Here is a 16,008-nt window from a genome sequence, read left to right as displayed (position 1 = left end):
GTTCAAGGGTTGCTGCTCACGCGCACCGGCAGGCTGCGGTCGAGCTCGGCCACGATGTCATCGACCAGCAGGCCCGACATCGCCATCAGCCGCAGCTTCGCCAGCAGGTAGTCGTAGCGGGTCTGCGCCAGGTCGCGCTGCGCGCTGTACAGGCGGGCCTGCGCGTCCAGCACGTCCGAGGTGGTGGCCAGGCCAGCGGCCTGCGAACGCACGGCACCGGTGACGGCGACCTCGCTGGAGCTGACCGCGCGGCGGTAGGCCTCGATCTTCTCCGGCCCGGTGGTCACCGTCTGGAAGTTGCGCTGCACCTCGACCTGCACCGATTCGCGCTCGAGGCGCAGTTCCTCTTCGGTGCGCGACTGGTCGGCCAGCGCCTGCTTGACGCTGGCGTCGACGCCGCCGCCGCTGTACAGCGGCACGTTGACCTGCACGCCCATGGTCTTCAGCACCGAGGTCTGGCCCAGGTTGTTGAGGGTCTCGTTCTCGTTGCGGGCGATGCTGGCGTAGAGGTCCACGCGGGGCATGTGTCCGGCCTCCTGGCGCTTGACGCCGAGCCGCGCCGCCATCACCGCCTGCTGTCGCGCCTGGATGGTGGGGCTGTTGCGCTCGGCCAGGTCGAACCATTCGGTCAGCCGGTTGGGCAGCAGGTCGCCGGGCTTGAAGTCTTCGGCCGGCTGGTTGAGGTCCTGCGTGTCGCGTCCGGTCAGGCGGCGCAGCGTGCGCCGCGCCAGCTGGATCTGGTCATCGGCTTCGAGCACCTTGGCCTTCGCGATGTCGACCGCGGCCTGCGCCAGCGCGGCATCGGTGCGCGTGCCCTCGCCACGCTTGAGGCGCTGCTCGGCACGGTCGAGCTGGCCCTGCACCGCCACCAGCTGCGTCTGCGCCAGGCCGCGCGCGTCCAGCGCCTGCAGCACCTGCAGGTACGAGGTGCCCACCCGGTCCAGCAGCTCCAGCCCGCGCGAGCGGTAGACCTGCTCGGCGGCGTCGGCCTGCACCTGGCTCTGGTCGTAGCGGGCGCGCGCCTCCTGGTTCCACAGCGGCATGCGCACCTGCAGATTGGCCTGCGGCGACGCGTACTGCAGCTGCACCTGCACTTCCTGGTTCAGCGCGTTGTAGAACGAGCGGGTGCCGCTGACGTCCGAGCGCGAGTAGGCCATGCCCACCTGGGGCAGCAGCGCCGAACGCGCCACCGGCACCGCCAGCTTGGCCGATTGCAGGTCGTAGCCCGAGGCCTTGTACTGCGCGTCGTAGTCGCGGGCCGCGGCGAAGATCTCGGCAAAGCTCGCGGCATGGGCCGGCAGCAGCGCGAACAAGCCGGCGCCGAGGACGGCGACCGCAGCCGCCCGCGCAAGGCGGCTGCGTCGCGGGGCCGCAGCCCGGCGGAGGTCGAGCGAAGCCATCATGCTCACTCCTCCGTCATGGCCGAGGCCACGCGCTTGAGCAGCGGGTGCAGCAGGTAGGTCAGCAGCGAGCGCTCGCCGGTCTTGATCAGCACTTCGGCGCCCATGCCAGGCTGCAGGTTGCGGCTGCCCAGCGCCTTGTGGCCGTCCGGCGTGATCTCGACGCGCGCCAGGTAGAACGACACCTGCTGGCCCTGCGACGATGGCTCGGTCAGTGCATCGCCGGACAGCGACACCACCTTGCCGTGCACCACCAACTGCGGCGTGTTGGCGAAGGCGGTAAAGCGCACCTCGACGTTCTGGCCCACCTTGACCCGGTCGATCACGTTGGTCGGCACGCGCGCATCCAGCAGCAGCGATTCACCCTTGGGCACGATGTCCATCAGGCGCTGGCCCGGCGTGACCACGTTGCCCGGGCCTGCCAGCGCCAGCCCCAGCACCTGGCCAGAGACCGGTGCGCGCAATTGCGTGCGGCCGAGGTCGGCAGTGATCGCGGCCAGGCGCTCCTGGTTGGCTTGCACCTCGCGGCGCACGTCGGCCAGCTGGCCCGAAACCTCCTTCACGTACTCTTGCTGGCGCTGGGCAATGCGCAGGTTGGTTTCGGCGATCGAGCTGCGCGAGCGCTGGATGTTGGCCTGCAGCTCGGCGATGGCACTGCGCAATTCGGCCTGTGCCTGCTCGAGCTGCAGGGCCTGGTTGCGCGGCGCGAATCCCTCGTCGGCCAGACCCTTGACGTTGGCCAGCTGGCGCGCCTGGATGTCGGCCTGGGTCTTGCGGCTCTCCAACATCTGCTGCATGCCGACGATCTGGCCTTCGAGGCCGGCAATCGACTGCCTTGCCGCCGAAATTTCGGCATCCTGCGCCGCACGCCGCGAATTGAACAGCTGCTGCTGCACCGTGCGGTGCTGCACCGCCAGCGGGTCGTTGGTCATCAGGTCCGGGTGGAAGGTGATGGTCGGGGCGCCGCTCACTTCGGCCGTCAGGCGGCTCTCGAAGGCGCGCTGGGCCAGGTAGTTCTGGCGGATTGCCTCGTAGGTGGCGCGGGTGGTGCCGTCGTCCAGCACCACCAGCACGTCGCCGGCCTTGACCTGGTCGCCTTCCTTCACGTTGACCTTCTCGACCACACCGCCCTGCATGTGCTGGATGGTCTTGCGGCGCGTCTCGATCGAGACCGTGGCCGGCGCCGAGACGCCTTCGTCCAGCGGCGCGAAGGCGGCCCACAGCAGGAACAGGCCGAAGCCCACCACCAGCACCCAGAAGCCCAGGCGGATGGCCGGCTTGGTGTCGGTCTCGAGCTTGATGTCGTCGACATCGGTGATGTCGTTCGCACCGGGCTTGGCGGCGAGGTCGGCTCGCATCAGGGGAGTCACGTTGCTCATGTATCTCTCACGAATTCAGGGGTCAGGCCTGGCTGGCGTTCTGCACCACCACCGGCAGGAAGCGGGAGACCTGGCCGTTTTCCAGCACCAGCACGCGGTCGGCCACCGCCAGCATGTGCTGCTGGTGGACGATCATGAAGACGGTCTTGCCGCGCGACTTCAGGTCGCGCACGGTGCGCTGCAGCGCGGTCTCGCCAACGTCGTCGAGGTTGGCGTTCGGCTCGTCCAGCACCACCAGGGCCGGGTCGCCGAGGATGGCGCGCGCCAGGCCGATGCGCTGGCGCTGGCCGCCCGAGAGCATGCCGCCAGCCTCGCCCATCGGCGTGTCGTAGCCCTTGGGCAGGCGCAGGATCATGTCGTGGATGCCGGTGCGCGTGGCGGCCTCGATCACCATGTCGGGCGAGACGCGGCCGAAGCGGCCGATGTTCTCGGCGATGGTGCCGTCGAACAGCTCGATGTCCTGCGGCAGGTAGCCCACGTGCGGGCCCAGCGCCTCGCGCGACCAGTCGCCGATGGGCTGGCCGTCGAGCAGCACCTGGCCGCTCACATTGGGCCATATGCCGACGATGCAGCGGGCCAGCGTCGACTTGCCGGCGCCCGAAGGACCGATGATGGCCACCACCTCGCCGGCCTTGAACTCGAGGTCCAGCCCCTTCAGGATGGGCTCCTTGCGGCCCGGTGCGGTGGCTTCCAGCTGGCGCAGCGTGATCTGGCCCTTGACCTCTTCCCCCACGTGCGTGGCGCCACGCTCGGGGTTGTCCTCGATCAGCTTCTCGAGGCGGGCGTAGGACTGGCGCATCTCGACGAACTGCTTCCACGTGGTGACGATGACGCCCACCGGCCGCAGCGCGTTGCCCATCAGGGCATTGCAGGCAATCATCGCACCGGCGCTGATGTGCCCGTCGATGGCCAGCAGCGCCCCCAGGGCCAGCATCAGCGATTGCTGGCTGTACTGCACGAACTTGGTCGCGGCCTGCAGGCGGTGCGAGGACTCGTGTGCCGCGTGCTGGGAGTGGTTCAGCCGCTCCTGGATGGCCAGCCAATGGCGGCGCAGGTTGCCCAGCATGCCCAGCGCTTCCACCGTCTCGGCATTGCGCAGCTTGGCCTGGATGTAGGCCTGGGACTCGGACCCGACCTCCTGCACCTGCTTGTGAAGCGGTGCGGTGACGCGCTGGCCCGCGATGGCCAGCACCAGCATCACGACGCCAAAGCCGATCGAGGCCCAGCCGAGCCACGGATGCATCAGGAACAGCACCGCCATGTACACCGGCGTCCACGGCGTGTCGACGAGCGCGAAGATGCCGTTGCCGGTGAGGAACTGGCGCAGGTTCGTCAGGTCGTTGAAGGGCTCGAGCCGGTTGCGCAGCGTGCCCCCGAGGCTGGACTCGAAGCTGGCCTTGAACACACCGGTGTGCAGGGCCTGGTCGAAGCGCGCGCCGGCGCGCACGAGCAGACGCGAACGGATCCACTCCGCAAAGCTCATGGTCAGGAAGAAGAAGACCATGATGAGCGTCAGCGCCGCGAGCGTGTACTCGCTGCCGCTCGTCATGACGCGGTCGTAGACCTGCATCATGTAGAGCGTGGGCGTCAGCAGCAGCACGTTGGCGAAGAAGCTGAAGACGGCAATCCACATCAGCTCGCGGCGGAAGCTGCGCAGGGTGCGACCCAGCACGCTGCGATCGAAGAATCCTGGCGTGCTCATGCTGCGCCTCCCGGCAGTGCGGCGGGTCGCGGCAGCGCCTGGCCCGCCAGGGCGGCCTGGCGCTGCTCGATCTGCGCGCGGGCCTGTTCGTTGGCCTTCTTCAGCGCGGCGAGCACCTCGTCGCGCGGGCCGAAATAGGCCACCTGGCCGTCGTTGAGCACCAGCAGCTTGTCGACCGCCGGCAGCAGCGTGGTGCGGTGTGTGATGGCCACCACGGTGGCGCCGCGCGCCTTCAGCGCCACCAGCAGCTGCAGCAGCGCCTTCTCGCCCAGTTCGTCGAGGCTGGAGTTGGGCTCGTCGAGCACCAGGAAGGCCGGGTTGCCGTACACCGCGCGGGCCAGGCCCAGGCGTTGGCGCTGTCCGCCGGACAGCACCGCGCCGTCTTCGCCGATGCGGGTGTCATAGCCCTGCGGCAGGGCTTCGATGGTTTCGGCCAGCCCGACCTGGCGCGCCGCCTCCTGGACGAGGTCGCGGTCGACCTTGCCGAAGCGCGCGATGTTTTCGGCCACCGTGCCATCGAACAGCTCGACGAACTGCGGCAGGTAGCCGATGTGCGGGCCCAGCTCGGCCTTGTTCCAGGTGTAAACGTCGGCGCCGTCCAGGCGCACCTTGCCACCGGCGGCCTGCCAGATGCCCACCAGCAGGCGCGCCAGCGTGCTCTTGCCCGAAGCCGACGGGCCGATCACGCCGACCACCTCGCCCGGGCGAGCCATGAAGCTGACGTTCTTCAGGATCGGTGTCGGGCTGTTCGGTGCACCGGCCAGCACGGCCTCGACCGTCAGCAGGCCCTTGGGCGCCGGCAGCGGCATGCCGGGCGGGGTTTCGACAAAACGCGTGAACATCTGGTTCAGGCGGGCATACGAGTCGCGCACGCCGACGATGAGCCGCCACTGCGCCACCAGTTGCGCCAGCGGGGACAGCACCTTGCCGCCCAGGATCGAGGCCACGATCATCATGCCGCCACCGCCCCAGAGGCCATTGGTCAGCACCAGCAGGCAGGCGGCGCCCAGCAGCAGCGAGCTCTGCATGGTCTGGATCAGCTTGGCTGCCGTGGCATTGATGCCGCCGTAGTCGGAGGCCTGCGACTGCTTGGCCAGGAAGATCAGCTGCAACTTGGCCCAGCGCTTGTGGATGCTGCCGAGCATCCCCATCGACTCGATCACCTGTGCGTTGCGCAGCGAGTGCGCGGCATAGCTCTGCGATTGGATCGAGGCCTGCATCGCCTCGGTCAGCAAGGGCATCGTGCGCCGCTCGGTCAGCAGGGCCAGGCCCGCCTGCAAGATCGCGCCGACCAGCGCCATCACGCCAAGCCAGGGACTGATCATGAACAGCAGGATCATGCAGATCAGCGCGGTCGGCAGGTCCATCAGCGAGGTGATGACCGGCGTGCTGATGAAGTCGCGCAAGGTCTTCAGGTCGCTGAACGGTTGGACCGTGCCGCCCGGCAGCTTGCGCAGGTTGGCTTCGAAGGTGGCCTCGAACAGCCGCGAGCGCAGGCGCTGCTCGATGCCTTCGCCGGCCTGGTGCAGGATGCGGCCCCGCACCAGGTCCAGCAACTCCATCACGACGTAGACGCCGATCACCATCAGCAACAGCATCACGAGCGTGTTGACGTTGCGGCTGTTGAGCACGCGGCCGTACACCTCGAACATGAACCAGGAGGGCGCCAGGCTCATCAGGCCTGTGAGCAGGCTCAGCCATGCGGCCTGGATGAAAAGTTTGCGCTGGCTGAGCAGCGCTTCGCGCAGCTGGGGTGCCGGCGGCGCAGCGGCACGGGTGGGTTGACTCATGGCGAAAGGCTTGCGTTGGCGGTGCGGGGCATCGAGGGCGGCGGGGTGAATGTGTCGTCAGGCAGGACGACCACGTATTCGGGCAGTTCGGCGGCGGCGCCGCGGGGGTGGGCTGTGTCGCCGTCGTCGGCTTCGTCCCCCGTGGCCTGAGCGAACAGGAAGCTCAGCTGGAAGCTGCCGCCCTTGCCTGCCAGGACGATCTCGCGCAGCTTCTCGTTGCGGAAGCGGTCTTCGTCGCCTGGCGCCAGGTTGATCTGGAAGCGCATGCGGCCGTCCAGCGTGTACATCGACACCTGTCCGTCCTTGATGCTGAGCGTGTGGCGGTCGAAGTACACGGGCGATTGGGGCAGGAATTGCAGGCGCGGCAGGGGCTTGTCGCCCAGGCGCGAGAGGTTGAACGGGCTCTGCGGATGCTGGTAGACGACGCGGCAAGCGCGCGAGACCGAATAGATCGCATTGCAGACCATTTGCGACCCCAGTTCGGGAAACTGCTGCCGGAGCTGCTTGTAGGCCATGTGGTGCAGGGCCACGCGGTTCCAGCACCGGGTTTGCTGCACCAGCGGCGCCAGGGCATTGCACACCGCGGCGAAGGCTGCTTGAAGGTCGACGAGTCTCTGGGCGTGCTGCGGTGTGGTGTTGAGGCTGACGCGGACCGCGGAATTCATATAGGAGGCGGACTGTATCAAACTCCTATATGAAGTCAATCTATCGCGAGCCGAGATCCGCCCAGTGACGGACTGCAGACAACCTAGTGCAGGGGCGCGGTGGGGGGCCGCTCGGGCGCGGGCTTGTCGACGGCCAGCTTCGGTAGCGCCCAGTCGGCCACCAGGACCCGGCGCGACACCGCGTCCACCAATGCGTGGAGCGTCGGGTTCGACAGCACCAGCGCCAGGGGCGGCCGGTCGCGCAGTTCGAACTTCACGACCCATCGACCATCATTGCGCCGGCGGCCGCAGGTGACACGCGTGACCAGCGCGGCGGCTGCAGGCGCGGGGTGCTCGGGGGCAGGTGCCGGCTCGGTTCGCACCGGCACCTGGCTCGACATCACCTGGTGATGTGCCGCCGACACAACGGCCTTGGCGGCCTTGTCGAGCCTTGGCGGCAACTCGGCCGACAGATCGACCATCGCCTGCAGATCCTGGCGCCAGCTGGCGCAGACCCTGCGGGTCAGCTGCAACCAATGCTCAGCAGTGCCTGCTTCTGACTTCAGCGACAAACGCAGGACGAGCCGGTCTTCGACCGGGTCGTAGCGGACGCTGATGTTCTGCAGCATGGTGGCCCGTGTCGATGACGGTGCTCCGGCTGGCCGGGATAGACCGGCCGGGGAGTTTGCGGCAAGGCCGCGCGCGCTGGGGGATCAGGAAGCTGCGGCCGCCTGTTCTGCCGCTGCGGTCGCTTCCGGGGCGGCGGGGGCCTTGAGGCTGCGCTTCTGCTGCCGTGCGCTCAGTTCCCGGATGAGCTTCTGCTGCATGCCGAAGCCGGCCACGAAAGCGTCCATCGGCATCACGAGTTGGTGGGTGACGTCCATCTTCAGGCCGTCCTTGCCTTCCTTGGTCTTGGCCGGGCCGGCGATGGTGGCGAGGTCGATGCGGACCAGGCCGTTTTGAACCGACAGACCGACGATGCGGTCACTGAAGACGACTTGCTTGTTTGCCATGGGTGCGGTGTGAATGATGCGTTGGAAGGAAGAGAGGCGCGGAACTCGCCGTGACGGCGAGCAACGCGATCACCGTCGCTTGGGCGGTGCCATGCCTCCTTCGGGAACCCGGGATTGTAGGCCAGCGTGTCCCCGAGGTCCGGCACCGTGCCGGACGCTAGAACTTCAGAGTCCGGCTTCGCGCAGACGTTGAAGGAAGTCCTTGCCCTCGACACTGCGCCGGCTCGCGCTGCGCGGGCTGGGGCCTGAACGGCCGCTGCCAGCCAGGGGCTTCTGCGTCTGCTGGACCTGGCTGACGATGGCGCGGAGGCTGCGTTCGTAGGCGGGGTTCAGGGCGAGGCTGGCGGGCGGAGGCATGGCGGCAGAAGGAGTCGTGAGCGTATGGACTGATTGTGCTGACGCCCAAGGTGAGCGCGTGTGATGGCCGTCACCAGACGGCCGTGATCTTGGACTGTGGCCAGGCCGGGGCCAGATGAAAAAGGCCGCCTGGGTTGCCCCAGGCGGCCTTTCGTTCGGATCCATCGTCGACCGGCTCGCAGCAGCGAGCCGGCTGTCCGAGGATTACACGAAGCTGGTCGTGCCGGCCAGCAGGTCGGCAGCGTTCAGCTCGGTACCGCTGTTGATGGTACCGACCAGGGTCACCGTCCACGACTGAGTGGCCGTGGCATCGGTGTCCTCGACGTAGTAGACCTTGTAAGCGTCGATGGTTGCGTCGCTCACGCCGTCCACGTCACCGGTCACCAGAACAACCGCCTTGTGGTTGTCAGCCACCGCGATCTTGCCGGCGGCAGCCGCCGTGGCGATGTCGGTGCTGGCCAGCGAGCCCTTGTTGAACGCGACACCAACGTTGTTGGCAGTCAAGTCCAGGCCCGTGGTCACGAAGTTCGCGGCAGTCAGATTCGGCGTCGACGCGACCACGCCCAGGAAGGCGCGGAAGTCGAGCAGATCGTCGGTCGCGAGGTTCGCGGCATTGAAGTTGTTGATGGTGTCAGCACCGTTCAGCGCAGCGGTGGCTTCGAACACATACGTGTCGGAGCTCTGGGTGGCCGCGGCGTAAGCCACGTCGGCAGCATTACCCAGCGTAACGGTAATGGTCGGTGCACCACCCGTGGTCGCCGCGGTGAAGTCGCCTTGAGCCACGCCCGAATCGGCACCGGTGAAGGTGAAGATCAGACGGTTCGCAGCTGCGTCGTAGGACACAGACTGGAGGTCGGCGATTTCGCCGGCCGTCAGGCCGGTACCAGCACCAGTGATGGCCGTCTTCCAGTTCGCCAGCGAGACGCCGGCAAACGCAGCACCCACCGTATCCGAGTCGGCGCCAACCACCACGGGGATCGCACCCGCAACGTTCAGCGTCGGCGTGGCCGGCGTGGTATCGGCTTCGACCGTCACACCGAGGATGGTGATCCGGTCGCCGTCAGCGGCCAGCACCGCAGCGCCGCCGTTGAAGCTGTACGAGATCACCGGCGCCACAGCAGCGGTGAAACCGCCGTCCAGCGTGTCGTTGCCCGAACCGCCGCGCAGGACGTCGTTGCCACCCTTCGAGGTGATGGAGTCGTTGCCGTTGCCGCCAGTGATGTTGACGGCCTCGTTGCCCACCACCGTGACCGTGACGCCCGAGGTGACATTCAGGTCGGTCGCGGCACGCAGGCTGCCAAGAGCGCGCGCGTCTTCCAGCACCGTGCCGCCGAAGCTCAGCGTGTTGGTGCCGTCGGTCAACGCGATCGCCTTGGCGCCAGCCTTCACCGAATTGGCAGACGTATCGAGGATGAACGTCGTGCCGTTTTCGGTGACGGTCGCCTGCGTGAACACCACCGACTCGAAGCCCAGGGCCGAGTTGATGTTGTTGACCTTGCCGATCACCACTTCGTCGGTGTTGAACTCACCCGAAGCCAGCGCGCCGGTCAGCGTCGTCAGGGACGTGTCGGTCACCTTGGTGACGTCGAGCACGTCGAAGTCGAAGCCAGCGACCACAGGCGTGGCCTTCCAGGCGAAGTCACGGATCGCGCCAAGGCTGATTTCCGTCGCACCGGCGTTGACAGCACCGCCGCCCAGGGCGTTGGAGCCGTCGAAACCGATCGCGTCGTTGCCGACCTTCACCGTGTCGTGGTCGTTCGCACCGGAGTCGATGATGTCCAGACCCGCCGCAGCGTTCACCAGCGAGCCGAAGTCGTAGACGTCGTTCGTGTCGGCGTCGGACAGCAGCTCGAAGCCGGTCAGGATGACCGAGTTCTGAGCCGAGCCGCTACCCAGCTTGACGGTGATCTGGTTGTCCACCGTGCCAGCTTCCGACAGCACGAAGATCTTGTCGCCCAGGCCAGCGGCGAACTTGATCGTGTCTTCCGCGTCTTGCGAAGCGGCGATCTTCAGCGAACCCGAGGCGATACCGTTGTTCGCGGTATAGCTCGTGATCGTGTGGTGCTGCGAACCCGGGATGTACGGACCTTCCACGCCAGCACCCGTGCCGTCCTGGAACTGCACGTCGCCGGTGATCTTGCCCGAGGTCGTCGGTGCGGCAGCGCTCCAGTCGGTCACCGCCAGGGTCAGCGTGATCGACTTGGTCAGCTCGTTGTACTTCACCTGGTTGGCACCGCCGCGCAGGTTGAAGGTGTCGGCGTCCATCGAGTGGGCGCTGTTCATGATGATGACTTCGGCGTTGTCGCTGCCTTCGACGCGGTTCCAGGTGGCCTGGCCCTGCGTGACGGTGTTGCTCAAGCCGGCATCACGGTACTCGACGAAGCTGCGCTGCAGCGGGCTGGCCGTGGCCAGGTCCGAGATGCGCACGGTGTAGACGTCACGGTCCAGCGCGGCGTTCTGGTTCGCCACGTCGAACGCGCTCCACTTGATTTCCAGACCCTTGGTCGAAGACGTCAGGTCCAGCACCGATTCGCCCAGCGAAGCCACCACGCGCTCGACACCGGTCAGCACGTCGACGCGGTCGGTCGCGCTGGTCAGGTCGCCAACGCCGCCGCTGTAGAAGGTCGGGCCGTCGCCGTCGACCAGCACGTACTGGTTCGGCTTCGTGGCGTCCAGTTCAACCACGACAGCGATGTTGTCGCTGGCGTTGCTGTAGTCCACCGTGTCGGTGTCGTTGCCCGCGCCGGTCTTGCTCAGGTTGAACTTGAATTCGCCCTGGTTGACTGCGTCTTCGATCTGACCGGTCGTCTGCGAGATGAACGGCACGCGCTGGTTCGACGAATTCAGCTGGTCGAAGTCGAGGAACGTGGCCAGCGACAGGTCCTTCGAGGCCGTGCCGTTGGCCGTGTCTTCGCGCTGGTTGGTGCTCATCTTGTCCGCATCAGCAACGATCACCGTGTCGTTGCCGTCGGCCCAGATGTTCTCGATCTCTTCGATGCCTTCGACCGTCAGGTGCAGCACGCCGCCGGTATCCTTGACGGTGCCGTCGACATAGCTCACCACCGCGCCGGTGGTCATCGAGGTCACGTCCAGCACGTCGTCTTCACGGGTGCTGGCAGCCGTACGGCCTTCCAGCGTGATGAATTCGACGCCGTTGAGCGTATCGACAGCAACGGTGGTGCCGACGCGGCCGCCGGTCATCGTCACGGTGTCGGTACCGCCCAGCGAAGCCGGCACGTTGTCGACCTTGATCGTCACGGTCGGCTCGGCCGCGCCCGGCGTGGCTTCACCGGAGAACGCGTTCTGGTACTCGATGCGGTCGTCGCCCAGATCACCCGTGAAGGTGTTGTTCTTGGCGGCTTCCGTCTCGTCGATCAGCAGCAGGTCGTCGCCGGTGCCGCCGATCACGCTTTCGACGCCGTCAACCTTGATCACCAGCGACTCGAAGTCGGTGGCCGCAGGGCGGGTCAGGTCAGCGTGCGCATTGGCGCTGTACATCACCGAGCCAGGGTCGCCGCCGGCACCGCCGAGGGCATTGTTGGTCAGGTTGTACAGGATGCCATTGGCGCCCGTGGTGGCCGAGGACATGGCCGCGACGTTCAGCGTGTCGTTGCCTTGACCGTCGCCGGCGACGGCATTGCCCACGCCAGACACGGTGCGCACGTTCTCGAAGTTCGTGAACTTGGTCCAGTTGTCGATCGTGCCGTTGCCGTCAACGTCGACACCCACGGTGCCAGCACCGTCATTGCGCAGCTCGACCACGCCGCCATTCAGCGTGAAGTTGTCCAGCGTGATGGTGAAGCGGGTCACGCCAGGCGTGAACAGCTTCTGGCTGAACTGCAGCGTGTCATCGAAGACTCCGCTGGAGGTGCCCGTGCCGGATTCGTTCTGGTTGATCAGCGTGACCGAGGTCAGCTGCAGGCCTTGCAGCGCAGCGACCTTGGACGGGTTCGCGGCTTCCCACTTGTTCAACACGTAGACACGGGCCTGAGGCTCGCCCAGCACTTGCACGGCATAGAAGTTCTTGCCGCCGTCCAGCACATCCCAGGTCGTCGTGCCGTTACCACCGATCGAGCCTTCGATGCGGTCGTCGCCGGTGCCACCGCTGATGGTGTCGAGGCCGTCGCCGCCCAGCAGGAAGTCATCGCCGTGCACCGACCAACCCGGAACGACCGTCGACAACGGGAAGTTCGTCGCCGTGTTGTTCGGGATCGCGGTGGTCGTGCCGTACACGACGTCCTGAAGGTCATTCGCGCCGACGTCGATCACGATCGCTTCGCTACCGACGATGGTGTCGCCGGCCGTCTTGGCAGTCTGCAGCGTGGCGCGATTGACGGATTCCTGGCCCCAGAACAGAACATTGGTGCTGTTCAGTTCGCCGTTGCGGCCGTCGAAGTCCAGCAGTTCCACTTCGTGCTGCGACACATTGGTCACGGCCACAGAAGAGGGCTCGCCACCCGACAGATTCTGCAGCGTCACGGTCGGCTTGACCATGAACACGGTCTGCTCGCCGTTGTAGGCAGCTTGCGTGAGCGTCAGGGTGTCCGTGCCGTTGGTGGTCGACGACACCTTGCCTGCCGACGTGTCATCGTCCATGAAGGAATTGATGAACGCGTTCAGGCGGGTGATGAAGGCGGACTGGATACCAGCCTGCGTATCACCATTCACGCCATCTTCAGCCTCGATGATGTTCCCGTCGAGGTCCACGCCCACTTGCAACGTGTACTTGACGCCGTTGACCTCGATCGTGACCTTGTCTTGCGTGGTCAGGTTCGTGAACTTCAGCGTGTACGCCTGGTCCTCGGCCAGACGGGTGGTGGCCAGGCCATCATTGTCCTCGTCGGCAAAGTTGATCACCAGGTCTTCTGCGTACGCGTCGAGGCCCAGCGAGATCGTGCTGCCCAGGTACGAGTCGTCGTCCACGCCTTCATTGTCGGCACGGTCTTCGTACGCCTTGTAGATCAGGCGGTCCTTCGTCACAGCGACCGAGGGGGCGCCGAACTCGAAGGTGTTCTGCGTGGCGGTGTTGGCGATCTGGTTCACCGACACGCCGGCGCCGGCGACTTCGGTGGACGAGTCGGCCAGTTCACGGCCCTTGGCGTCGGTGATGAAGATGGTGAAACCGTCGGCTTGCAGCGTGGCTTGCAGATCGGCACCGTAGGCGGTGGCGTCCAGCGCCGCGTTGATCGCGTCGGTCAGGCCTTGGTAGGTCGTTGCCGCCTTGATCGCCGTGGTGTTGAGGTCGATCGGCACGAAAGCCGAGCCATCCTTCACGCCCGTGACGATCTCGGAGACGTTGTTGACGACCTGGTTCAGCTGCGTACCAGCCGTGTTGCCACCCGCCTTCTGAATCGCGATCTTCAGGACCGACGAGCCCGTGGTGCTGGTGCCGCCGATGTTGAAGTCACGCTCATACAGGCCGCCCGAACCCTTGGTGGCGTCGAAGCCGTCCCACAGGTTGTCGCCGTTGGCATCGGTCTGGCGCTCGATCACGTCGACGCCGTCGCCATAGGTCGACGCGTTGCCGCCGTCGGCCGTGCCGAAGTAGAAGTCGTCGTTGCCGTCGCCGCCGGACAGCAGGTCATTGCCACCACGGCCTTCGATGACGTCATTGCCGCCCGAGGCAAACAGGGTGTTGGCACCGTCGGTACCGCGCAGATCCAGGCTGCCGTTGTAGCGGCCCAGGTTTTGCTGGTTGCTGAACAGCAGTTCGGGGTTGTTCGAACCGGCAGCCGCGTAGTCGACCGCACCGAGACCGGTGGCGATCACGCTCTCCATGTTCGTCGTCGTGACGCGCGTGGAACCCTTGTAATTGGTCTGGTCTTGCGTGCCGTCGACGTTTGCGCCGCCGTAGCCGGCTGCATTGGCCAGGGTCTGCGACTTCAGGTCGAAGCGCAGCACGCCGTCGGTGGTCAGGTCGGTCGCGGTCTTGGTGCCCAGCGACAGGTTGGTGATCCACAGCGTGTCGGTGTCGGCGCCGCCGTCGATCACGCCACCGTCGGCTTCGAACACGATGTTGTCGTTGCCGGCATCACCGTACAGTTCGTCGCGACCGTCGTTGACGATGCCGACCAGGTTGGGATCTTGCAGGTGATCCAGACGACCGCCCATCAGCAGGTCGTTGCCACCGTTGCCGTGCACGACGTCGTTGTCGTAGCCGGCGATGATGATGTTGCCCGCGTCGCTGCCCTTGATGTCGAGCTGGGCGGCCGAGCCGTAGCCGTAGTTGCCGCCGGCGTCGGCGTTGCTGGCGCCACGGTCGTCAACGGCGCGCTCGCCGATCTTGACGTCCATGTTGTCCAGGAAGCCATACAGGTTGCCCGACGCGTCGATGTTCTCGAGGTCGTCGATCACCATGCTGGTGCCCGAGCGGGACAGCACGCGACCCTTGTTGTCGGAGATGCCGTCACCCGGCTCGGCCGGACCGACGTTGTCGTCGTTCAGCCAGATCTGCACCGGCTCGTCATCGTCACCCGCTTCGAGCAGCAGCCAGTCGGAGTCTTGCGAGCTCTGGCTGTTGCCGGCCGAGTTGTTGTCGGCGGTGTTGCCACCGTCGATCTGCAGGCGCACGCCGTCGGTGTTGTCCAGCGCCGAGAATTCGGCGAAGAAGAAGTCGGCGTTACGGCCACCGCTGAGGTAGTCGGAGCCGGCATGGCCTTGCGCCACGGCGCCACCGGTCAGGAAGTCGTTGCCGACGCCACCGTAAATGGTGTCCGCACCCAGACCACCCAGCACGATGTTGCCGTTGGTGGTGACGCCGTCAGCCTTCGTGCTGCGACCATCGAACGTGATGTCGCCCAGGAAGTTGTTGGCCGTGTCGAGGTTGTTCAGCGGATTGCGCGAGTACGCATCAACGATCTCGAAGCCGGAATGGTTGTTGGCAACCATGTCCACGTTCGCTTCGAGGTAGGCCGAGTTGTTCTCTTGGCCGTCTGCCCGGATCGTGCCGTCGCCGTTCAGGTCGAGGCCGGTGATCTGGTGGGCCGGATTCGTGAAGTCGATACGGACGTCCTGATTGCCCGTCAGGTGCATCACGTCGGCAACCGCCTGGCCGTCACCCGTACCCGGGGCGGTCTTCTCGGCGGTGATCGTGAAGAAGGTCGTCTGCGTCACCGGGGGATGAACCGGGACGTCCGGCGTGCCCTCTGCGGCCGAATAGGACAGCGCAGCAGAGATCTGGCTGTTGAACGCCGCGACAGCCGCCATGATGGTCGGCTCGGGGTGGGTCGTCAGGGTGGAGAAGCCATTGACCAGAGAAACGATCGTCTCGCCCTCGTGGCCGGCACCGGCCGTGTCGAGCAGACCCTGGACGTAGGTGATCAGGTTGGCCTTGAGCGTCGCGTCGAGCGAGGTGACTTGCTTTTCGACGAGGTTCTGGACCAGCAGGGTCGCGGCCTGGCTGTGCGTCTGGATGTCCGTGCCGTACAGGGACTGGACCAGCGCCGAGAGGTTACCCGCGTAGGCCGGGTTGCTCGTGACGGCCTTCACCGCCCAATCCATGGTCGCGTAGCCAAGCTGGATGTCGTACAGGCCTGTTGCGACACGCGCAATGACAGCATTGAGGGTCGATGGCGTTGCCATTGATGAGACTCCTGTTTCGTTTAGGAAGATGACTTCTTTGCAAAGAAATCGAGCATGAGTGATCAGGCTATCACCCAGACTCGACTCAACGCCCCGCTGTCGCGGGTGCGGCGCACGAGGCGCTCAGCCGAATAGGGTGCAA

General features: G+C 66.1%; 8 protein-coding genes. All 8 read right to left on the bottom strand.

Going from position 1 to position 16,008, the window contains the following annotated elements; all coding sequences use genetic code 11:
• Nucleotides 1-2: 2 nt before the first annotated feature.
• The 8 genes from ACILR4_RS00870 to ACILR4_RS00835 all read right to left on the bottom strand — a co-directional run bounded on the left by ACILR4_RS00870 (nucleotide 3) and on the right by ACILR4_RS00835 (nucleotide 15,866).
• Nucleotides 3-1,403 carry a TolC family outer membrane protein gene (locus tag ACILR4_RS00870; protein WP_395698907.1) on the bottom strand — a complete coding sequence of 467 codons (1,401 nt, stop codon included), beginning with the start codon at nucleotides 1,401-1,403 and terminating at the stop codon, nucleotides 3-5.
• Nucleotides 1,404-1,405: 2 nt separating this feature from the next.
• Complete coding sequence (locus tag ACILR4_RS00865) at nucleotides 1,406-2,779, bottom strand: HlyD family type I secretion periplasmic adaptor subunit (RefSeq protein ID WP_395698906.1); 1,374 nt, start codon at nucleotides 2,777-2,779, stop codon at nucleotides 1,406-1,408.
• 22 nt (nucleotides 2,780-2,801) lie between these two features.
• Nucleotides 2,802-4,481: a type I secretion system permease/ATPase gene (locus ACILR4_RS00860; protein ID WP_395698905.1), complete on the bottom strand. Its 1,680-nt coding sequence runs from the start codon at nucleotides 4,479-4,481 to the stop codon at nucleotides 2,802-2,804.
• The gene (locus ACILR4_RS00855; RefSeq protein ID WP_395698904.1) at nucleotides 4,478-6,271 is read right to left on the bottom strand and encodes a type I secretion system permease/ATPase; all 1,794 of its coding nucleotides are present in this window, start codon (nucleotides 6,269-6,271) and stop codon (nucleotides 4,478-4,480) included. The genes ACILR4_RS00860 and ACILR4_RS00855 overlap by 4 nt, the downstream gene beginning before the upstream one ends.
• Nucleotides 6,268-6,936, bottom strand: a complete 669-nt coding sequence (locus ACILR4_RS00850) for a hypothetical protein (RefSeq protein ID WP_395698903.1) — start codon at nucleotides 6,934-6,936, stop codon at nucleotides 6,268-6,270. The genes ACILR4_RS00855 and ACILR4_RS00850 overlap by 4 nt, the downstream gene beginning before the upstream one ends.
• A gap of 83 nt (nucleotides 6,937-7,019) precedes the next feature.
• Nucleotides 7,020-7,544: a hypothetical protein gene (locus ACILR4_RS00845; RefSeq protein ID WP_395698902.1), complete on the bottom strand. Its 525-nt coding sequence runs from the start codon at nucleotides 7,542-7,544 to the stop codon at nucleotides 7,020-7,022.
• Between the two features lie 84 nt (nucleotides 7,545-7,628).
• Entirely contained in the window at nucleotides 7,629-7,928 is a 300-nt protein-coding gene (locus ACILR4_RS00840; protein WP_395698901.1) for a hypothetical protein, read from the bottom strand.
• Nucleotides 7,929-8,489: 561 nt separating this feature from the next.
• Complete coding sequence (locus ACILR4_RS00835) at nucleotides 8,490-15,866, bottom strand: hypothetical protein (protein ID WP_395698900.1); 7,377 nt, start codon at nucleotides 15,864-15,866, stop codon at nucleotides 8,490-8,492.
• Between the last annotated feature and the right edge of the window lie 142 nt (nucleotides 15,867-16,008).

The organism is Aquabacterium sp., assembly GCF_044226965.1.
Lineage (GTDB): Bacteria > Pseudomonadota > Gammaproteobacteria > Burkholderiales > Burkholderiaceae_C > Pseudaquabacterium.
This window is presented reverse-complemented; position numbering and strand designations above follow the sequence as displayed.

Bases quoted from the DNA above. Each gene is read 5' to 3' on its own strand.
- ACILR4_RS00870 (WP_395698907.1), bottom strand. From the start codon at position 1,403: ATGATGGCTTCGCTCGACCTCCGCCGGGCTGCGGCCCCGCGACGCAGC.
- ACILR4_RS00865 (WP_395698906.1), bottom strand. From the start codon at position 2,779: ATGAGCAACGTGACTCCCCTGATGCGAGCCGACCTCGCCGCCAAGCCC.
- ACILR4_RS00860 (WP_395698905.1), bottom strand. From the start codon at position 4,481: ATGAGCACGCCAGGATTCTTCGATCGCAGCGTGCTGGGTCGCACCCTG.
- ACILR4_RS00855 (WP_395698904.1), bottom strand. From the start codon at position 6,271: ATGAGTCAACCCACCCGTGCCGCTGCGCCGCCGGCACCCCAGCTGCGC.
- ACILR4_RS00850 (WP_395698903.1), bottom strand. From the start codon at position 6,936: ATGAATTCCGCGGTCCGCGTCAGCCTCAACACCACACCGCAGCACGCC.
- ACILR4_RS00845 (WP_395698902.1), bottom strand. From the start codon at position 7,544: ATGCTGCAGAACATCAGCGTCCGCTACGACCCGGTCGAAGACCGGCTC.
- ACILR4_RS00840 (WP_395698901.1), bottom strand. From the start codon at position 7,928: ATGGCAAACAAGCAAGTCGTCTTCAGTGACCGCATCGTCGGTCTGTCG.
- ACILR4_RS00835 (WP_395698900.1), bottom strand. From the start codon at position 15,866: ATGGCAACGCCATCGACCCTCAATGCTGTCATTGCGCGTGTCGCAACA.